Genomic DNA, 17,824 nt, shown 5'->3' with positions numbered 1-17,824 from the left:
CCATTCGCCCCATGCCAAAGTACCAGTTTGACGTGGAAGTGCTGCCCGAATACCTGCCCGAGCAGTCTGCGCCGGACACGGGGGTGTTCAGCTTCGCTTACACCATCACCATCACCAATTCCGGGGAAACGCCTGCGCAGCTGATTTCGCGCCACTGGATCATCAGTGACTCCCGGGGCCACACCGAAGAGGTCAAGGGCCTGGGCGTGGTGGGCCACCAGCCGCTGCTCAAGCCGGGCGAATCGTTCCAGTACACCAGCGGTTGCCGGCTTCGCACCTCCAGCGGGACCATGCACGGCACCTTTCACTGCGTGGCCGAAGATGGCGAGCCCTTCAACAGCCCGGTGCCGTTGTTCGTGCTGGAGGCGATCTGCCACGGCCCTTCGGGCGAACCTTTGAGCGGCCGGGTGCTGCATTGAAGCGCTATTGCCCCCACACCCCGCATTCCGACCTGGCCAGCATTCTGGCGGCTCTCGACCCGGCCGCTGACCTGGCCCATCGCCACCTGTGGCTCATCCACCTGCTGGACTGGGTGCGCGGCAAGCGCGATTCGGTGCCTGCCGCTGTGGGCCGGGTGCAGCTTTTCATCGATGCGGTCGCGGCACGGCCCGATCTCCAGCAGCGGCTGCAAGCCTGGTGGGCCACCTTGGTGGGCCAGGTCGATATCACCACCTTGCTGGCCGATTTTGGCTTTGCGCCCCGCACTGCGCTGGTCAGCGAGATGGCGGAACGTCTGCGCACCAAGCTGCTGCCGGGCAGCCCAGAGACCATCGACGCGTCCGAGCTTTTCATGCTGGCGCTGCCCAGCGCTTTTGACGCCCAGTGGCTCGCGGCGCTCGACGAAGCCCAGCTGAACCGGCTGGTGGAGTTGCTGGCTTCCCCGGGTGGCAACAACAGCCCCGGTGGCGCCACGCGCTGGCACCGCGCCCTGCTCGACGCCATCACTTACTGCGCGGGGCAGATTCTCTCGACCGGCTTTGCCCCCGAACTCCGGTTGCGCATGAGCGAATCCGCGCGCGAGGCGCAGCCTTTTCATGCACTGATCCGCGATGTGGAGAGCCTGCGCGTGGAGGTGCTGCATGCGCTGCGCACGCCTGACCGGCTCAACGAGTCGGCCCAGCGCCTGCGCGAGCGCCTGGAGGCCTGCCGCGCGGCGGCGGCCACCGTGTACACGCATTTCGAAGACAACGGCATTTCAGTGGGCCTGGTCTTTCGCCTGCGGCAGCTGCGCGAGCGCATCCTGCGCGTGCGCGAATTGCTCGACTGCCTGCTGTCGGCCCAACCAGCCGTCACGGCGGCGCAGCTCATGGCGCACCTGGTGATGGTGGGACAGGAGCGGCGCAGCCTGCGCGCGTTGCTGGCGTCCAACTCCTCGCTGCTGGCGGCCAAGGTGGCCGAGCGCAGCGCCGAGACGGGCGAGCACTACATCACCCGCACAGGCACCGAATACCGCGCCATGCTGCGCAAGGCGGCGGGCGGCGGTGCGCTGATGGCGTTCACCACACTGACCAAGTTCGGCCTCCATGCGCTGGCGCTGTCAGCGTTCTGGGGCGGGTTCATGGCGGGGGTCAACTACGCCGTGAGCTTTGTGCTGATCCAGCTGTTGCACTTCACGGTGGCCACCAAACAACCGGCCATGACGGCGCCGGCCATGGCAGCCAAGCTCAAGGAGCTGGGCTCGGGCGGCGCGATCGAGGCGTTTGTGGATGAGATCACGCACCTGGTGCGCTCCCAGGTGGCGGCCGTGCTGGGCAACGTGCTGGTGGTGTTTCCCGCCGTGCTGGCGCTGGCCACGCTGATTGCCCTGGCCACGGGCGGGCCCGCCATCAGCGTGAAGGAGGCAGAGCATGTGCTCGCATCCTTGCACCTGCTCGGGCCTTCGCTGTTTTTTGCGGCCTTTACCGGGGTGCTGCTGTTTGCATCCAGCATCATTGCGGGCTGGACGGAGAACTGGTTTGTGCTCCACCGCATGGACTCAGCCCTGCACTACAACCCGCGCATCACCGGGCTGCTGGGCGCCGAGCGCGCCGCGCGCTGGGCCCGCTTCCTGCGCGAAAACCTCTCGGGCCTTGCGGCCAATGTCTCGCTGGGTTTCATGCTCGGCCTGGTGCCCGCGTTTGCCGCTTTTTTTGGGCTGGGGCTCGATGTGCGCCACGTCACGCTGTCCACCGGCCAGGTGGCTGCCGCCAGCGCCGCACTGGGCCTGCAGGTGCTGCATTTGCCCGCGTTATGGTGGGCCGTGGCCTCGCTGCCCTTTCTGGGTGCGCTGAATGTGTCGGTCAGTTTTTATCTGGCCTTCAGCCTCGCGCTGCGCGCGCAAAACGTGAGCGGTGTAGACCGCTCGCGCATCTACGCCGCCATTCGCGCCCGCCTGCGCAGCGCGCCCCTGAGCTTTTTTGTGCCAGCGCGGCAAGCCAGCGTTGGTGTATCGTCGCAGGCCTGACGGCGGGCAACCGCCGCATCTGTCCTACATGGCCGGAATGTTTCCGCCTGTAAATTCGGGGCACCAACGCCCAAGCGCACCCCCTCCCATCTGCGGAGGGCCTGTGCGCGGGCCCTTTCACACCAACGGGCACCGCCCGTCTGACGCAGAGGTTCCATGACATGAACGAAATCCTGACCTTCTGGGCGCAGTGGCTGCGCCCCTCGGCCGGGTTGCCCACGGTGCAATGGTCGCTGCTGCTGGCCGTGGCCGCCATGGCGGGCTATCTCACGCAGCGCCACACGGGCCTGCCCAAGGTGCTCGGCTATTCGCTGGTAGGCACCGCCGCCGGGCTGGCCGGGTTCAGCGGTGCCGTGTGGCCGCTGCAGGGCATTGGCCTGTTCCTGCTGGAGCTGGGCATTGCCCTGGTGCTCTTTGAATGTGGTGGCCGCATTCCGCTGCGCTGGTTCCGCCACAACCCGATGGTGCTGGTGCAGAGCATTGCCGAATCGGTGCTGACCTATTTCGCCGTGTACTGGGTGCTGGTGTGGCTGAACCTGCCCACGCAGGTGGCCGGGCCGCTGGCCCTGGTGGCGCTCGCGGCTTCACCCGCCGTGCTCACGCGCGTGGTGGCCGACACCCGCGCCGCCGGGCCCGTGACGGAACGCGCCATCGTGCTCACCACGCTCTCTACGCTATACGCGCTGACACTGGGCAGCGCCAAGGCCGAGCTGATCAACCGCCAAAGCGTCACCATGGTGGAGACCGTGTACCCCGTGATGGTGGTGCTGGGCGTCTCCATCATCGTGGCCGCCGTGCTGGCCCTGGTGCTGCGCATGGCGTTGCGCTTCATGAGCCCCACGAGCGAAAACACCTCCATGCTGTTTCTGGCATTGGTCGCGGCGGGCACCGCCGTCGCAGCGCACATGGGGGGCTCGGCGCCGCTGGCCGCACTGCTGGGCGGCATGCTGCTCAAGCAACTCAACCCGCGCCCCTGGGCCTGGCCCCGCCAGCTGGGCAATGCGTCGTCACTGCTCACCATGCTGATGTTTGTGCTGGTCTCTACCGTGGCGGCGCAGGCCGACTGGAGCGCTCCGGTGGCCGGCGTGGTGCTGGCCCTGATTGCCGTGCGCCTGGTGGCCAAGGCCACCGGCGTGGCACTGGGCAACGTGGGCAGCGGTGCGAGCTGGAAGCAGGCGCTGTGGGTGGGCTGCGCGATGACACCGATGTCGTCCATCGCACTCTTGATCGCCTCGCAGTTCGTGCTGGCCTCGCCTTCCACCGGCCATGTGATTGCCGGTGTGGCGCTGCCGGCCATCTTGCTGATGGAGGTGCTGGGCGCCGTGATCGCCACCGTGGCCATTTACCGTGCGGGCGAAAGCTCCAAACCCTGGGCGCCATTGACCCGCAGCAACAACGGAGAAAACAGCCGTGAGTCTTGAAGCCTTCAACCATTCCGAACCGCTGACGCTGGGTGTTGAGCTGGAGCTGCAGCTCGTCAACACCAACGACTACGACCTGGCCCCCTATGCCGAGGACATGCTGCGCCTCATGAAGAAAACCCCGCTGCCCGGCAGCGTGGTGCCCGAGATGACGAACAGCATGATCGAGATATCGACCGGCATCTGCCACTCGGCCAGCGAAGTGCTGGGCCAGCTCACGCCCATCCGCGATGCGCTGGTCAAAAGCGCTGACAAGCTCAACATCGCCGTGGTGGGCGGCGGCACGCACCCCTTCCAGCAGTGGCACGAGCGGCGCATCTACGACAAGCCGCGTTTTCGTGAGCTGTCCGAGCTGTATGGCTACCTGTCCAAGCAGTTCACCATCTTCGGCCAGCACGTGCACATCGGCTGCCCCGACGCGAACGCCGCGCTGCTCATGCTGCACCGCATGTCGCGCTACATCCCTCACTTCATCGCACTGTCGGCATCGAGCCCCTATGTGCAGGGCCAGGATACGGCCTTCGACTCGGCACGCCTGAACTCGGTGTTTGCGTTTCCGTTGTCAGGCCGCGCCCCCATGGCCCTGACCTGGGACGACTTCACGGTTTACTTCGACAAGATGACGCGCACCGGCGTGGTCAAGAGCATGAAGGACTTCTACTGGGACATTCGCCCCAAGCCCGAGTTCGGCACCATCGAGATCCGCGTGTTCGACACGCCACTGACCATTGAGCGCGCTGCCGCACTCGCGGGCTACGTGCAGTCGCTGGGCGCATGGTTTCTGGCCGACCAGCCCTTCATGCCCGCCGAAGACGACTACCTTGTGTACACCTACAACCGCTTCCAGGCCTGCCGTTTTGGCATGGATGCGGTGTATGTAGACCCGGCTACGGGCGACCACATGCCGCTGCGCGAGCACATCCTCAAGACCATGGACAAGATCGCCGGACACGCCGCCGTGCAAGGCGCATCAAGCGCCATGCACATGCTGCGCACTGAGGCGGAGGCGGGCCAGAACGACGCGCGCTGGCTGCGCGAGCGCCAACGCGAAGAGCAATTGCTGGCCGAGGTCAGCCGCCAGGCAGCGCAGCGCTTTCGCGGCGCACCAGCCTGAGCGCGCCTCGCACCCGCACCTTCACGCCGCCAGCGCCAGCTTGCGCGCCTGCTGCGTGCGCCCGCCATAGCCCCAGTCGCTGGCGGGCAGCTCCCGCACCACCACGTAGCTGGCCGTGGCCAGCGCGCCGTCACCGGCCAGCTGGCGCTGCAGTTCAGCAAATGCGGCCTGGATGAAGGCGGCCTTCTCTTCCCGTGTGTTCGTACCCTCTGTGATGCTGATCTCCAGCAGTGCCGTGGGCTGCTCGATGGGCGCACCGCCGATGTGCCAACGCGCGGCGGGCAGGTCGTCGATGACCACCGCCGTCACCTCGCGGCGCTTGCCCAGCAGGTCCACGGTCAGGTCGGTCAGCGCGCTGGCCAGCTGCCGGTAGCGCTCGGGGTTTTGTAGCGGGGCGAGTTTCAGGACAAGGGTTGGCATGGTGTTTTCAGCTCCGGGGTGGAAGGATTCATGGGCGCAGCTTCAGTGCGCGCGAGGTTGAAAGCCCGGCGGACCATGCGCAGGAACCCACGCGCCACCCAGGTGTGGGCTTCGCGAATCGCGTCCTGCCGCAGCTGCAGCGCGTGGCGCTTGGCCTCGTCGCGCAGTCGCTGGTAGTCATCGGGGTGCAGGTGCTGTGGGTACATGCTCATTTCCTTTCAGGGTGAAGCCACTGTAGGCAGCACCGGGCACGGCGGAAACCGCCTGCGCTGCAAGGCCGTTTTGCACAGATTGCAAGGGGCCTGTGCGCGCATCGAGCGCGACGATTCGTGCAGAGGCTCCCCGGCCCCCGCCGTTACCATTGCCCGATGCGCGATATCCGCTTTGAAGACATGCACCTGTTCGTGCGCGTGACCGACCTGGGCTCGCTCTCGGCGGTAGCGCGCGAGCGCGATGCGCCGGTGAGCCAGGTCTCGCGCACGCTGGCCCGCATCGAGAAGGCCTGCGGCGCACGGCTGCTGCACCGCACCACCCACGGCCTCACACCCACACCCGAGGGGCTGACCTTTCTGGACTACTGCCGCCGCATCACCGGCACGCTCGACGAGCTGGAGGGCGAGTTCGCCCAGCAAAGTGGCCAGCCCAGCGGCTGGGTGCGCGTGGCGTCCAGCTCGGTGGTGGCCGAACACCTGCTGATCCCCAGCTTCGACAGCCTGCAGCACAAGTACCCGCAACTGCGTGTGGAACTGGTAGTGGACGACCGCATGGCCGACATGGCGCGCGATGGCATCGACATCGCCATCCGCACCGGCCCGCCGCTGACCGACACCGTGGTGGCGCGCCCGCTGGGCACGCTGGCACGCGCGCTGTACGCCACACCCGGCTACCTGCAGACACACGGCGTGCCCCAGCGCCCCAACGATCTGCGCCAGCACCGGCTCATCACCAACAGCGCGGTGGCGTTTCTGAACCACTGGCCTTTCCAGATCAATGGCGAACCGCAGGTGCTGGTGGCCGAGGGCCACTGGCGCTCGGGCAGCACGGCCATCACCGCGCGTTTGGCGCTCCAAGGCCTGGGCATTGCGCGCCTGGCCACGGTGGTGGCTGAGCCCCTGGTGCGCCAGGGCCTGCTGGCGCCGGTGCTGGCCGACTGCGTGGACCTGCAGCCCAGCCCCATCCATGCCATCACACTCACCCGCAGGCACCGGCTGCCCAAGATCCAGGCCTGCATCGACCATTGGGCGCAGTGGTTTTCCACCGCAGAGCCGACCGACTGAGCGGGTTCGCGCCGTTTTCTTCCTCCGATTCTTTAGGACCGCACCGTGGGTGAATTCGACCTGATTGCACATTACTTCACGCGCCCCGCGCGCCCGGGCGGTGCCGTGGCCCTGGGCGTGGGCGACGACTGCGCGCTGCTCGCGCCCACACCCGGCATGCAGCTAGCCATCTCCAGCGACATGCTGGTAGAGGGCCGCCACTTCTTCGCAGACGTGGACCCGGAAGCCCTGGGCCACAAGGCGCTGGCCGTGAACCTGTCGGACCTGGCGGCCTGTGGAGCGCGCCCGCTGGCGTTTACCCTGGCCTTGTCACTACCCTGGGTGGATGAGGCCTGGCTGGAAGGCTTCTCGCGCGGGATGTGGACGCTGGCCGATGCCCACGGCTGCGAGCTGGTGGGCGGCGACACCACGCAGGGCCCGCTCAATATCTGCATCACCGTGTTTGGCGAGGTGCCCCCCCGCCAGGCCCTGCTGCGCAGCGGCGCGCGGCCCGGCGACGATATCTACGTGAGCGGCACGCTGGGCGACGCCCGCCTTGCGCTGGAGGCACTGCTGGGCCACACCCCCCTTCCCGCCGACGTGCTGGCCCGCGCGCGCCAGCGGCTGGAGCGCCCCACCCCGCGTGTGGCCCTGGGCCTGGCCCTGCGCGGCGTGGCCAGCAGCGCCATGGATGTGAGCGACGGGCTGCTGGGCGACCTGTCGCACATCCTCAAGGCCTCAGGCGTAGGGGCCCGGATCGACACGCACATCACTTCAAAAATGATAGCTTCTAGCGTTTATCCATCAAGCGCTGGAGCCCTATTTGATGCTGAATTAATTCGCCAATGCACGTTGGCAGGTGGCGACGACTACGAGCTGGCCTTCACCGCCCCGCCCACGCAGCGTGACGCGGTGGCCGCCGCGTCGCAGGCAAGCAGCACGCCCGTCACCCGCATCGGCACGGTGCTGGTGACACCTGGACTGCAACTGGTGGATGCACAGGGCCAACCGGTAGACAAGCGCTACGCCTCGTTTGACCATTTCCGGTAACGGGCAGCCGTGACTGGCCGCGACTTTTTTTCGCAAACCATGAATCCTTTTGCGATACCCGCAGCTCTTGGTGGTGGAGGCGCCCTGTGTTGGCACCTCCTTCAACCGACCAAGGAGCCCATTCCCATGCTGTACCGCAAAAACATAACCCGCCCCGAAAGCCTGCTGCGCGTTGTCGGGGGCGTCGCCCTCATCGCTGCGGGCCTGTGGTGGCTGGCCGCATCGCCCCTGGGCCTGGCACTGGCCGCCTCGGGCGTTGGCAGCATCCTGAGCGGCGCATTTGGCTACTGCCCCGCCTGCGCCATGGTGGGCCGCAAGCCTGTCGAATGACATGAAACAACACCCCCTGAGTCGCTTCGCGCCTTCACCCCCGCTCTCACGTTGCGCGTGGGCAGGGGGACGCAGCCATCGCGGCGGGGCGGCCCTTGCGCGGCGGCCCGCGCAGGGGTCGCGCCGGTTTCACAGGCTGCGGGTGGCGCAATGCGCTGTGGAGAACTAAAACCATGAGCAACCCCATGACCGCACCCACACTCGCCCAGCTGCTTCCCGCCGCGCGCAGCGGCAATGCCGTGGCGATGGAGCAGCTGCTGCGCCTCACCCGCCCCGACATCCGCCACTATGCGCTGCGCCACTGCGCCGCCACCACGGCCACCGACGACGTGGTGCAGGAGGCGCTCATCATCGTTTACCGCCGCGTGGGCGCGCTGCGCGAGGTGGCGGCGTTTGGTGGCTGGGTGGTGCGCATCGTGCAGCGCCTGTGCATGCGGCCGATGCTGGCGTGGCTCAAGGCCGAGCCACTGGCGCAAGTCGAAGACAACCTCGCCTGGTCGCACCGCCCCGACCACGAGCTGCGCCACGACCTGGCCCTGGCCATCGACTCGCTGCCACCGATCTACCGCGATGCGCTCCTAATGCGCGACTTCGAGGAGCTCACGATCGAGGAGATGGCCGGGCGCCTGGGCACCACGCGCGAGGCCGCCAAAAGCCGACTGCACCGGGCAAGGGCTCTGGTGCGCGAGTACCTGGTGCCATCGGCGCCTGCGGCTCGCTGAGCCCCGCTGCGCACGCAATCGGACGGGTTGCGCAATAGTTCACGCAGCACGCTGCAGGCTTGTGCGTGGCCCGTGCAACAAGGTGCAACATCGCGCTCCATGGCTTATACCTACCTGTTCTTTCAGCCCGCACGGTTGCCGCTGTCTACCGACGAGCTCTCACCCGATACGGTGCTGGTGCTGCGCGACATCCATCACATCAAAACATCGCTCGCGCAGATGGTGCCGGGCCTGGAGTGGGCCCTGCCCACCTGGGGCCACGCCACGGTGCTCGGGCATGGCGTGGAATTTCATCTGCCCGACAACGCATCCGACGGTCCGCTCGCCATGCATTGCTCGCTGCGCACCGACTACACCGCGTGGGTGCAGGCGCTGTGCGACGCGCTGGGCTGGCTGGCCTTCGACGAGCGGCCCATGTGCCTGCAGCCCCACGGCCCATCGTTTCCCGCCTGAGAGTCCGCCCTGCGGGGCAGGTGCCGAAGACCCCGGCTACTTCGCAATGATGGTCAGCAACGCTTCACGCGTGGACTGCGCGCCCGCATCGGCAAAGGCCATGCGGTTCTGGGCCAAAAGCTTGCCCCACGGGGCGATGCAAACCAGTTGGAGGCCTACCGCAGCACGCATGTGGGCGATGTGCATGACACCTCGCCCTACCCGGCCGACAACCCACCGGACATCGAGCCCTGTGTGAAGAGAGACAAGCCCCAGTTCATCTTCACCGCGGACTGGATACGGCGCATGGACAGGCTGACCGCGTTCGTAGCGCCGGGGGCATGAGCACCTCACGGCCAACATTACGGGCACCATTTGCTACATTTTCAATAGCTATTTGCGCTTACCTGTAAAGCGCTGAGTGGCAATTGGACCCATTTTTCCTCAGCCCCACCCGGAGCGCCGGGGAGAAAACCCCGCCTCAACGCATCTGGAACAGCTCTTGGTGAAAACATGCAGGCGAGCGCCCCAGCTGCTGCATGCCCAGGCGCACCGCCTCGGCAAAACCCTGCGGCCCACAGAACCACACGCTCGCCGCCGGGCTGGTGCCCGCCAGCAGCGCTGTGGGTGTCACGGGCCCAGCATCGTCGCTGTAGTGGATCTCCAGCGTCACGCTGGGCAGGCGCGCGCACAGCGCGGCCATGCGCTCGGCAAACACCGCCTCGCCCGCATGGCGCACGCAGTAGTGCAGGTGCACCCGGGGCGCCAGCGCGGGCGTGGACTGCATCGACTCGAGCCAGGCCATGAACGGCGTGGCGCCAATGCCTGCGGCCACCCACACCTGCTCGGTGGCGCTGTCGCCGCGAAAGTCAAAGCAGCCATACGGCCCCTCGATGCTCACCGTCTGGCCCGGCTGCACCTGCAGGGGCAGCTGCCCCGTGTGGTCGCCCAGCGCCTTGATGGCAAACCGCAGCACGCCGTTGCCCTGGTCAGCATTGAGCAGGGTGAAGGGGTGCGCCCCTTCGGCACGGCCAAAGGTGACAAACGCAAACTGACCGGCCGCATGCTTCCAGCCACTGGCGGGGCTGACCTGGCAGGTCACTTCCAGCACCCCAGCCCCTTGGGGCGACACGCTCACCACACGGGCCGCATGGCGGCGGCTGCGCCCGATGGCCCCGGCCAGCGAGCGCACGGCGCACAGCACCCCCACCAGCGTGCACAGGCCCACCAGCACACCCGCAGGCTGCTGCCACCAGGCAGGCGGCGTGAGCACCACGGCATGGAAGGCCAGCACCAGGTACACCACGGCCAGCAGCTTGTGCAGGTAGCGCCACACGTGGTACGGAAACCGCTGCCACAGCGTGATGACCAGCATGGCCGCGAGGAACCACACGGCCCATTCCCCCATCTCCTCGGCCAGGTGGCGGAAGGTGTTGAGCCACCAATCCGCGCGCGGCGTGCGCACCGGGCGGCCTACCCAGTCAGCCAGCAGGCTGCGCGACAGCTGCAGCCCGTAGTGCAGCAACGCCAGCACAATCGCGCCGATGCCCGCCCACTTGTGCAGGCGGTAGCTCTTGTCCAGGCCACCGAGCGGCTTTTCCAGCCACGCGGGCCGCACGGCCAGCACCATGATCAGCGACATCAGCGTCCAGGCTGCCACCCCGGTGAGCAGGATCAGCTGGCTACGCCACCACCAGACATCGCCCCACGCGGGCGGTGCAGGCTGGGGCACGATCAAAGCCAACATCCACACGCCCATGGCCACCGCCAGAGTGCCCCCCAAAACCTTCTTCCACATCACCAGCCCCACTAATTGTTGCAATGCAGCAACTGTAGAAACCCGCGATGAACGCCACCTGAACAGTGTGTGAAGCAGCGGCAAAGCGCGCCAGTGTGTGGCCGGAGGTTGATCTGCATCAGCCCTTTGCGCAGGTCCTGTCCTCCTCCGAATCAAGCCTGCACAAAACGCGCGAGCGGCCTGCGCGGCGTGGCAGGCACCTCGCCCTGCGGGTAGCCAATGCGGCAGAACATCTGCACGGTGGGCTCCTGGGGTGTGCGCGGCGCGGGCCGCCCCAGCACCAGCTGGTGCACGCGCTCGAAGTGCGGGGCCATCTCGGCAAATTCCTGCACCGCCTGGCTCATGGGGTGCATGCCCACACCCAGCGCCGTGGCCTGCAACTGCTGGCGCACATACAGGCGCCCGGTATGAATCTGGTCGCTGCGCGTGTTGGGGCCGGCAATCCACACAAAACCCATGGCCGTGCGGCTGTGGCCTTCAAAGCGGCCCATGGCATTTTTGTACGCCGCGCTGCCTTCGGCGGGTGGTGCGGAGCGGTCGAACAGGCCAAGGGCCGACACCGCGCGCACAAAGGGCGAGTTGATCGAGATGCCATCGCGGTGCTGCAGGATCTCGGCCGGGCCCACGCGGGTGAGCTGGATGCTTTCCATCATGGTGCGCGGCGTGAGCAGCTCTACCCGGGCGGACTCCCAGCACAGCGTGCGCAGCGCGGGCAACTGGTCTGCACTGACGGTACCGCCAACGCTGAGCGGGGCTTGAGCCGGGGCGCTGCCCAGCAACCGGGCCAGCAACTCGGGCGCCACGGGGCGGGTGGTGTCGAAATCGGTCTTGGGCGTGCGGCGCAGCAGCACCTGGGCAAACAGCGGGTCGGGCTGGCCGCCCGGCTTGAGGGTGATGCGCGCCACGGGACGGTCGTCCCAGTCCTTCAGGGCCGCAGGCATCTCGCCCTGCGGCCACAGCAGCACCTCGCTGGCCACGCCTTGCTGGGCCAGCGCCATCACCAGCAGCTCCAGAAAGGCGCCATGGCCGATGAGTATCTGGCGCCCACCCGGGTCGGTCTGTGGCAACACCCGTGCAGGGTCGGTGCGCAGGGTGATGACACCGCTCTCGCGCAAGTCCACCAGCCAGGGCTGCAGGTTGTGCGAATTGGGCGCGGTGATGGCGTAGGCCACCGCCCGGCGGCGCACATCGGTCTCGCCCACAGGGCCCTGCCAGGCCTCGACCGCCTCGGCGGGATAGTTCGAGCTCACGGCGCCGCAGGCGACCAGCGTGCCGGTGGTGGCGGCGGCGATGGTGCCACCCCCTGCCAAACGAATGAAGTTGCGACGGTTCATGAGAAGACTCCGGTGGTTCAAAGGTTGTGCCGTCAGGCCAGCGCAGCGCGGGTCGAACGCAAGGCTACGAGCCCCAAATCTGCCAGCGCCTGGCGCACGGCCTGATCGAAGGGGGTGTGGGGCTCGTCGCCGATCAGCGCACGCAGGCGGGTGTTGTCCAGACGGTGGGGCGTGCGCCACAGATAGCGCATGTCCGCCAGCGCAGCGAACGTGGGGGCCACCAGCCCCATCACGCGCAGCAGCGGCCACGGCAACTGCCCCACCCGCAGCGCGCCCGCATCGGGCAACCAGCCTTGCTCTGCGGCAATGGCCGTGAAGCTGTGCAGCCACTGCTGCGCCGTGACGTGATGGCCAGCGAAATGCAGGCACTCGAAGGGGGCCAGCCGGTCCCGCTCTTGCGCCACACGCACGAAGGTGCGGGCGAGGTCGGGCAGATAGGCCCAGGGCGTGGCTACGTCCAGCGGGCCGGGCCAGGTGATGCGGCCCCGGGGCAGGTCCTTGGCAATGGCCTGGTCCAGCCAGCTGCCGGTGCCACTGCCAAAGAAGTCCCCGGCGCGCAGCACCACGGCGCGCATGTCGCCCCCTTGCGTGGCAGCCTGCAGGCGCAGCTCCAGTTGCACCCGCATGCGGCCCTTGAAGCCCGTGGCGGCCTGGGGTGTGTCTTCGTGCAGCACGGGCGGCATGCCTTCACCAAAGTTGTAGACGTTGCCCGGCAGCATCAGCGTGGCGCGCAGCTGGCGGGTGACGGCAATGGCAGCTTCCATCAACGCGGGCGCCTCTTCGCGCCAGGCCTTGTGCGTGTAGGCGGGGTTGAGCGCATGCACCACCACCTGCGCGCCTTGCGCCTGGGCCGCCAGTGCGGCGGTGTCCTCCACCGCCACGGGCATCCACCATACACCGGCGATAGCGGGCAGCGCAGGCCCGCGCGCACCGGGCCGCACCTGGGCCAGCACTTGCCAGCCGGCCTGGGCAAAGGCCCGGGCCGCCGCCAGTCCCAGCCGGCCCCGGGCGCCCAGGATCAACACGGTGGAAGGGTTGTCCGTGCAGGGCGGAAAACGGGGGTGGGTGGTCATGTCAGGGCTCCATTCACAAGGGATGTATCGATTGTGGAAACGCAGAGCCCGTTACACAATTGGCTAAGCGTCCATAACAGCAATGCAAATTTGAATACCTCCAACCACCCCGCTGCCACCCCGTTGCGGGCACGCTATCGCCATGAACCAAACCTTTGACTGGAGCCTTGTGCAGTCCTTTCTGGCCGCGCTGGACCAGGGCAGCCTGCTGGGCGCGGCGCGCGTTCTCAACGCCAGCCAGCCCACCATCGGCCGCCACATTGCCGAGCTGGAATCGCAGCTGGGCGTGGTGCTGTTTGAGCGCACAGGGCGCGGCTTGTTACCCACCGCGACGGCGTTGCGGCTGGCCGAATCGGCCCGCGCCATGGAGATGGGCGCCCACCAGCTGGCACGCAGCGTGTCGGGCGCGGAGGAAGGCGTGACGGGCACCGTGCGCATCACCGCCAGCCAGCCCGTGGCCTGCGTGCTGCTGCCGCCCGTGCTGGCGCGCATGCGCCAGGCGCTGCCCGAGGTGCAGGTCGAGCTGGTGGCCAGCAACCAGGTCACCAACCTGCTGCGCCGCGAGGCCGACATTGCGCTGCGCATGGTGCGCCCCGACCAGGCCAGCCTGGTGGCCAAGCGCATCGGCGCGGTCACGCTGGGCGCCTATGCCCACCGCGACTACCTGCGCCGCAAAGGCATACCCCGGCAGCCGCCCGACCTGCTGCAGCACGAGCTGGTGGGCAACGACCGGCACGAGGACATCCTGCAAGGCTTTGCCGCCATGGGCTACCCGGTGGAGCGCCAGCACTTCGCGTTTCGCACCGACGACCTCATGGCGTATTGGGAAGCCGTGCGCGCAGGATTGGGCATCGGCTTTGTGGGCAACTACATGGCCCGCACCGACCCAAACGTGGTGGCGGTGCTGCCCCAGCTTGCGTTGCCCGAGCTGCCTATCTGGCTCACGGTGCACCGCGAGATCCGCACCAGCCGCAGGATTCGGGCGGTGTATGACTTTTTGGCGGCAGAAGTGCCAAGGGTGCTTTAAGCGCCTGTTCCACACCACGGCGGCTGCTAGCATCCCATTCCCTTCGTCCACCGCGCCCCAGGAGCCCCGTGATCCACCCGCCCATTGCCTTGCGCTTTCCACACCCGCTGCGGCTCTTGTGCCTTGTCAGCATGGCCCTGCTCTGCAGCGCGGCCTCGCCTGCGCTGGCCCAGGACACCTCCCGTATCGCCCGCGTCACCGTCTACCCCGGCAGCGCCACGGTGGAGCGTGCGGCCAAGGTGCCCGCTGGCGCGCGCAGCCTCACGCTGACCTGTCTGCCCGCGTCGCTGGATGTGCAAAGCCTCCAGATCAACGCCGACCCTGCCGTGCGTGTGGGCGAGTTCAACGTGCTCACCGAGGACCGCGATGTGGCGGCAGGCTGCGCGAGCCCGCTGGACGGCCGCATCCGCGAGCTGGAAGACCAGATCGCGGTAGTGAAGGCCGAAGCCTCCGCCCTGCAACTGGTGGATGGTTACCTGCGCAGCGTGGCACACACCGGCAATGGCCAGGAGGCGGCAGCGCCCGCTACAAGCGCCCCCCGTGTCGCCCCCCCTACGCCCGCACAGATCACCGCTACCGCCGATGTACTGCGCAAGTCTGGCCAAGACAGCTTTGCACGCGCGCACCAACTGCAACGCAAGCAGGAGGCGCTGGAGCTGGCCCTCAAGCCCCTGGTGGCCGAGCGCGACCGCGTGGCCAGCCAGCGTGCGCGGGTGGTTTCCGTCACCATCAACCTGGCCGCCGAGCGCGAGGCCGAGCTGCGCCTGTCTTACCAGGTACGCGGCCCTGGCTGGCAACCCACCTACCGTGCCACGCTGGATGCCACCAAATCCACCGTGCTGATCGAGCGCCAGGCGCTGGTGGCGCAAAACAGTGGCGAAGACTGGAGCAACGTTCAACTGACCCTGTCCACCGGCCAGCCAGGCCGCGCCACGCAGGGCCGCTTGCCGCGCGAATGGACGCTGGATGTGGCCCCGCCGCCGCGCCCCGTGGCCGCAGCCGCCCCCGTGATGGCAATGGCGGCAGCGCCTTCGCCCGTGGCACGCTCGCGCAACGCGGTCGAGGAGGCCATGCCCACCTTCGACGTCAGCACCCTCGACAAGGGTTTTGCCACCGAGTTCGCCGTGCCGCAGCGCATCACCGTGCCATCAAGCGGCCAGCGCGTGACTCTGGCGCTGGGCAACCATACCGCACCCGCCACGCTGATCACCCGCACAGCCCCCGCCGTGGAAGAAGCCGCCTACCTGGTGGCCCACATGGCCCAGCCGCCGGGCGTGTGGCCCGCAGGGCCTGCAGGCCTGTACCGCGACGGCGCGTTTGTGGGCAACGGGCGCATCGACTTCTCCACCCCCAGCGCGGGCGCACCCGAGGGCAGCGCCAGCCTGTCATTTGGCCGCGATGAACTCGTCACCGTGCGCGCCGAGCCCGCGCAGGACCTGACGGGCAGCACCGGCTTTACCGGCTCGCGCACCGAGCGCAAGACCCGCCGCGCCTACAGCGTGGAGAACCGCCACAAGACCGGCATCACGCTGCAGGTGCTGCATGCCGCGCCGGTGTCGCGCAACGAGAAGATCGAGGTCGAATCGCGCTACCAGCCCCAGCCCACCGACACGGCCTGGAACCGCACGCCCGGCACCGTGGCCTGGCAGCAGCCGCTGGCCGCAGGCGCCACGGCGCAGTTCAGCGCCGAGCACACCATCCGCTACCCCAAGGATGTGGAGCTGCAAGAACGCCAGTGAACCGGCAACTGCAGCCCGCCCCACCCACAACAGTCGTTCACAATCGACAGCAGCGCCCCACGAAAAAGCCCGAGGAGCCCGCCCCACCATGAGTTACCAACACATCCTCGTTGCCGTTGACGGCAGCCCCACCTCGGACCACGCCGTGGCCCAGGCCATCGGCCTCGCGCAATCCACGGGTGGCCGCATCCGGCTGCTGCATGTGATGGACCCGGTGGCCCACATCAGCGGCTTTGAGCAGCCCGAGGTTTACAGCCAGGAGGTACTGCCCCGCCTGCGCAAGGCTGGCGAAGCCCTGCTGCACCAGGCCCAGGAGCGCGTGGCGCAACGCGGTGTACCGGTAGACACTGTGCTGATTGAAAACCTGGACGCCCGAGTGGCGCAGCTGGTGGTGGAGCATGCCCAGGCCTGGGGGGCCGACCTGATCGTGCTGGGCACCCACGGGCGCCGTGGCCTGGCCCGCGTGCTGATGGGCAGCGATGCCGAGCAGATTGCACGCACCGCGCCCGTGCCCGTGTTGCTGGTGCGCCTGCCCGCAGGGGCAGACGTGGCCGCCAGCGCCTGACAGCCCCTCCCTCGTGCCATGACCGTTTCCGAGCCCCCGCAGCCCCTGCCCTCCCGCCGCCCTACCGTGGCGTTCATGTTTTCCCACCCGGCCCACTTCATCGCACTGGGTTTTGGCGCCGGGCTGTCGCGCGTGGCGCCGGGCACCGTGGGCACGCTGTGGGCCTGGCTCAGCTACCTTGCACTGCAGCAATGGCTGTCCCCCCAACACATGGGCCTGCTGATTGCCGCCAGCACCGTAGTGGGCTGGTGGGCCTGCACCACCACCGCGCGCAACATGGCCGTGGCCGACCCCGGCAGCATCGTGTGGGACGAGGTGGTGGCCTTCTGGCTGGTGCTGTGGCTGGCCATGCCCATGGGCTGGTGGGGGCAGCTGGTGGCGTTTGGGCTGTTCCGATTCTTTGACGCGGCCAAACCCGGGCCGGTGGGTTGGGCCGACAGCCTGTTCAAGGGCTTTGGCTGGCGCGGCGGCTGGGGTATCTTGTGGGACGACTTTGTGGCAGCCTTCTGTACCCTGCTGGTCATTGCAGTGTGGAGGTTTCTATGACAACCGCATCGCTATCAAATAAAGAGCTGCTAGCGCTTGATACATCAGCGCTAGAGGCCAATTTGACCCAAATTTCTCTGGAATTGCTCAAACACAGCCACCTGCTGGCCACGGCCGAAAGCTGCTCGGGCGGCATGATCGCGGCGGCCTGCACCGACCTGGCGGGCTCCAGCCAGTGGTTCGAGCGCGGCTTTGTCACCTACTCCAACGCCGCCAAGGTCGAGATGCTGGGCGTGCCCGCAGCACTCATTGAGCAGGAAGGCGCCGTGAGCGAGGCCGTGGCCCGCGCCATGGCCGATGGGGCGCTGGCCCATTCCCAGGCGCATGTGAGCCTGGCCGTAACCGGCGTGGCCGGCCCTACAGGCGGCAGCGAGGCCAAGCCCGTGGGCACTGTGTGGTTTGCCTGGTGCGTGAATGGCGAAACCCACAGCGAGATGCAGCACTTTGCGGGCGACCGCGCCGCCATCCGTGCGGCCACGGTGCGGTATGCACTGCAGCGGCTGCTGGGCTTTTTGCTGGCCTGATCCCCCGGGTAGGCACCTGACGGGGCGTGC

At 67.8% G+C, this 17,824-nt stretch carries 20 protein-coding genes; 14 read left to right on the top strand and 6 right to left on the bottom strand.

Features of this window, described 5'->3' with window-relative positions:
* Positions 1-11: 11 nt before the first annotated feature.
* The 4 genes from apaG to ACQ4MJ_RS23695 all read left to right on the top strand — a co-directional run bounded on the left by apaG (position 12) and on the right by ACQ4MJ_RS23695 (position 4,978).
* A complete protein-coding gene (gene apaG / locus ACQ4MJ_RS23710) occupies positions 12-419 on the top strand; it encodes a Co2+/Mg2+ efflux protein ApaG (RefSeq protein WP_431151047.1) in 408 nt (135 codons plus the stop codon).
* Positions 416-2,443: a site-specific recombinase gene (locus ACQ4MJ_RS23705; RefSeq protein WP_431151049.1), complete on the top strand. Its 2,028-nt coding sequence runs from the start codon at positions 416-418 to the stop codon at positions 2,441-2,443. Before apaG ends, ACQ4MJ_RS23705 begins: the two co-directional genes overlap by 4 nt.
* A 161-nt stretch (positions 2,444-2,604) precedes the next feature.
* Positions 2,605-3,864 carry a cation:proton antiporter gene (locus tag ACQ4MJ_RS23700; RefSeq protein ID WP_121421423.1) on the top strand — a complete coding sequence of 420 codons (1,260 nt, stop codon included), beginning with the start codon at positions 2,605-2,607 and terminating at the stop codon, positions 3,862-3,864.
* Positions 3,854-4,978 carry a YbdK family carboxylate-amine ligase gene (locus ACQ4MJ_RS23695; protein WP_055395579.1) on the top strand — a complete coding sequence of 375 codons (1,125 nt, stop codon included), beginning with the start codon at positions 3,854-3,856 and terminating at the stop codon, positions 4,976-4,978. Before ACQ4MJ_RS23700 ends, ACQ4MJ_RS23695 begins: the two co-directional genes overlap by 11 nt.
* 21 nt (positions 4,979-4,999) lie before the next feature.
* Here ACQ4MJ_RS23695 and ACQ4MJ_RS23690 read toward each other — a convergent pair whose 3' ends face one another.
* Positions 5,000-5,398, bottom strand: coding sequence for a tautomerase family protein (locus ACQ4MJ_RS23690; RefSeq protein WP_121508331.1), 399 nt, complete (start codon positions 5,396-5,398; stop codon positions 5,000-5,002).
* A complete protein-coding gene (locus tag ACQ4MJ_RS23685; protein ID WP_431151050.1) occupies positions 5,380-5,604 on the bottom strand; it encodes a hypothetical protein in 225 nt (74 codons plus the stop codon). The genes ACQ4MJ_RS23690 and ACQ4MJ_RS23685 overlap by 19 nt, the downstream gene beginning before the upstream one ends.
* 162 nt (positions 5,605-5,766) lie before the next feature.
* Here ACQ4MJ_RS23685 and ACQ4MJ_RS23680 point away from each other — a divergent pair, with 162 nt between their 5' ends.
* The 5 genes from ACQ4MJ_RS23680 (at position 5,767) to ACQ4MJ_RS23660 (ending at position 9,209) form a co-directional block, all read left to right on the top strand.
* On the top strand, positions 5,767-6,675 hold the full coding sequence (locus tag ACQ4MJ_RS23680; RefSeq protein WP_431151051.1) for a LysR family transcriptional regulator: 909 nt from the start codon (positions 5,767-5,769) through the stop codon (positions 6,673-6,675).
* Between the two features lie 45 nt (positions 6,676-6,720).
* On the top strand, positions 6,721-7,704 hold the full coding sequence (gene thiL, locus ACQ4MJ_RS23675) for a thiamine-phosphate kinase (RefSeq protein WP_431151052.1): 984 nt from the start codon (positions 6,721-6,723) through the stop codon (positions 7,702-7,704).
* Positions 7,705-7,830: 126 nt separating this feature from the next.
* The gene (locus ACQ4MJ_RS23670; RefSeq protein WP_010466405.1) at positions 7,831-8,034 is read left to right on the top strand and encodes a YgaP family membrane protein; all 204 of its coding nucleotides are present in this window, start codon (positions 7,831-7,833) and stop codon (positions 8,032-8,034) included.
* Positions 8,035-8,207: 173 nt separating this feature from the next.
* Positions 8,208-8,756 (top strand): RNA polymerase sigma factor, encoded by a 549-nt coding sequence (locus ACQ4MJ_RS23665; protein WP_431173681.1) that lies wholly within the window; start codon positions 8,208-8,210, stop codon positions 8,754-8,756.
* Positions 8,757-8,855: 99 nt separating this feature from the next.
* Positions 8,856-9,209 carry a hypothetical protein gene (locus ACQ4MJ_RS23660; protein ID WP_431151056.1) on the top strand — a complete coding sequence of 118 codons (354 nt, stop codon included), beginning with the start codon at positions 8,856-8,858 and terminating at the stop codon, positions 9,207-9,209.
* A gap of 36 nt (positions 9,210-9,245) precedes the next feature.
* On the opposite strand, the gene ACQ4MJ_RS23655 is transcribed toward ACQ4MJ_RS23660, so the two are convergent.
* The 4 genes from ACQ4MJ_RS23655 to ACQ4MJ_RS23640 all read right to left on the bottom strand — a co-directional run bounded on the left by ACQ4MJ_RS23655 (position 9,246) and on the right by ACQ4MJ_RS23640 (position 13,393).
* On the bottom strand, positions 9,246-9,395 hold the full coding sequence (locus ACQ4MJ_RS23655; RefSeq protein WP_431151057.1) for a hypothetical protein: 150 nt from the start codon (positions 9,393-9,395) through the stop codon (positions 9,246-9,248).
* Positions 9,396-9,669: 274 nt separating this feature from the next.
* On the bottom strand, positions 9,670-11,010 hold the full coding sequence (locus tag ACQ4MJ_RS23650) for a ferredoxin reductase family protein (RefSeq protein WP_431151059.1): 1,341 nt from the start codon (positions 11,008-11,010) through the stop codon (positions 9,670-9,672).
* Positions 11,011-11,138: 128 nt separating this feature from the next.
* A complete protein-coding gene (locus ACQ4MJ_RS23645) occupies positions 11,139-12,320 on the bottom strand; it encodes an Acg family FMN-binding oxidoreductase (RefSeq protein WP_121508326.1) in 1,182 nt (393 codons plus the stop codon).
* A gap of 32 nt (positions 12,321-12,352) precedes the next feature.
* Positions 12,353-13,393 carry an NAD-dependent epimerase/dehydratase family protein gene (locus ACQ4MJ_RS23640; protein WP_426305430.1) on the bottom strand — a complete coding sequence of 347 codons (1,041 nt, stop codon included), beginning with the start codon at positions 13,391-13,393 and terminating at the stop codon, positions 12,353-12,355.
* A gap of 142 nt (positions 13,394-13,535) precedes the next feature.
* Between ACQ4MJ_RS23640 and ACQ4MJ_RS23635 the strand changes: the two genes are divergently transcribed.
* The 5 genes from ACQ4MJ_RS23635 to ACQ4MJ_RS23615 all read left to right on the top strand — a co-directional run bounded on the left by ACQ4MJ_RS23635 (position 13,536) and on the right by ACQ4MJ_RS23615 (position 17,794).
* Positions 13,536-14,420, top strand: coding sequence for a LysR family transcriptional regulator (locus ACQ4MJ_RS23635; protein ID WP_431151061.1), 885 nt, complete (start codon positions 13,536-13,538; stop codon positions 14,418-14,420).
* Positions 14,421-14,551: 131 nt separating this feature from the next.
* Complete coding sequence (locus tag ACQ4MJ_RS23630) at positions 14,552-16,159, top strand: DUF4139 domain-containing protein (protein WP_431153142.1); 1,608 nt, start codon at positions 14,552-14,554, stop codon at positions 16,157-16,159.
* A gap of 88 nt (positions 16,160-16,247) precedes the next feature.
* Positions 16,248-16,724 (top strand): universal stress protein, encoded by a 477-nt coding sequence (locus ACQ4MJ_RS23625; protein ID WP_431151063.1) that lies wholly within the window; start codon positions 16,248-16,250, stop codon positions 16,722-16,724.
* 18 nt (positions 16,725-16,742) lie between these two features.
* On the top strand, positions 16,743-17,270 hold the full coding sequence (locus tag ACQ4MJ_RS23620; RefSeq protein WP_431151064.1) for a phosphatidylglycerophosphatase A family protein: 528 nt from the start codon (positions 16,743-16,745) through the stop codon (positions 17,268-17,270).
* Positions 17,267-17,794, top strand: a complete 528-nt coding sequence (locus tag ACQ4MJ_RS23615; protein ID WP_121421437.1) for a CinA family protein — start codon at positions 17,267-17,269, stop codon at positions 17,792-17,794. Before ACQ4MJ_RS23620 ends, ACQ4MJ_RS23615 begins: the two co-directional genes overlap by 4 nt.
* Positions 17,795-17,824 lie beyond the last annotated feature (30 nt).

It is taken from the genome of Acidovorax facilis (genome assembly GCF_050626955.1).
In the GTDB taxonomy this organism is placed as follows: Bacteria; Pseudomonadota; Gammaproteobacteria; order Burkholderiales; family Burkholderiaceae_C; genus Acidovorax; species Acidovorax facilis.
This window is presented reverse-complemented; position numbering and strand designations above follow the sequence as displayed.

Coding starts and splice junctions, on each gene's coding strand:
- ACQ4MJ_RS23655 (WP_431151057.1), bottom strand. CDS start 9,395: ATGCACATCGCCCACATGCGTGCTGCGGTAGGCCTCCAACTGGTTTGC.
- ACQ4MJ_RS23645 (WP_121508326.1), bottom strand. CDS start 12,320: ATGAACCGTCGCAACTTCATTCGTTTGGCAGGGGGTGGCACCATCGCC.
- ACQ4MJ_RS23640 (WP_426305430.1), bottom strand. CDS start 13,393: ATGACCACCCACCCCCGTTTTCCGCCCTGCACGGACAACCCTTCCACC.
- ACQ4MJ_RS23680 (WP_431151051.1), top strand. CDS start 5,767: ATGCGCGATATCCGCTTTGAAGACATGCACCTGTTCGTGCGCGTGACC.
- apaG (WP_431151047.1), top strand. CDS start 12: ATGCCAAAGTACCAGTTTGACGTGGAAGTGCTGCCCGAATACCTGCCC.
- ACQ4MJ_RS23690 (WP_121508331.1), bottom strand. CDS start 5,398: ATGCCAACCCTTGTCCTGAAACTCGCCCCGCTACAAAACCCCGAGCGC.
- ACQ4MJ_RS23625 (WP_431151063.1), top strand. CDS start 16,248: ATGAGTTACCAACACATCCTCGTTGCCGTTGACGGCAGCCCCACCTCG.
- ACQ4MJ_RS23615 (WP_121421437.1), top strand. CDS start 17,267: ATGACAACCGCATCGCTATCAAATAAAGAGCTGCTAGCGCTTGATACA.
- ACQ4MJ_RS23665 (WP_431173681.1), top strand. CDS start 8,208: ATGAGCAACCCCATGACCGCACCCACACTCGCCCAGCTGCTTCCCGCC.
- ACQ4MJ_RS23670 (WP_010466405.1), top strand. CDS start 7,831: ATGCTGTACCGCAAAAACATAACCCGCCCCGAAAGCCTGCTGCGCGTT.
- ACQ4MJ_RS23685 (WP_431151050.1), bottom strand. CDS start 5,604: ATGTACCCACAGCACCTGCACCCCGATGACTACCAGCGACTGCGCGAC.
- ACQ4MJ_RS23630 (WP_431153142.1), top strand. CDS start 14,552: ATGGCCCTGCTCTGCAGCGCGGCCTCGCCTGCGCTGGCCCAGGACACC.
- ACQ4MJ_RS23700 (WP_121421423.1), top strand. CDS start 2,605: ATGAACGAAATCCTGACCTTCTGGGCGCAGTGGCTGCGCCCCTCGGCC.
- ACQ4MJ_RS23620 (WP_431151064.1), top strand. CDS start 16,743: ATGACCGTTTCCGAGCCCCCGCAGCCCCTGCCCTCCCGCCGCCCTACC.
- ACQ4MJ_RS23660 (WP_431151056.1), top strand. CDS start 8,856: ATGGCTTATACCTACCTGTTCTTTCAGCCCGCACGGTTGCCGCTGTCT.
- ACQ4MJ_RS23635 (WP_431151061.1), top strand. CDS start 13,536: ATGAACCAAACCTTTGACTGGAGCCTTGTGCAGTCCTTTCTGGCCGCG.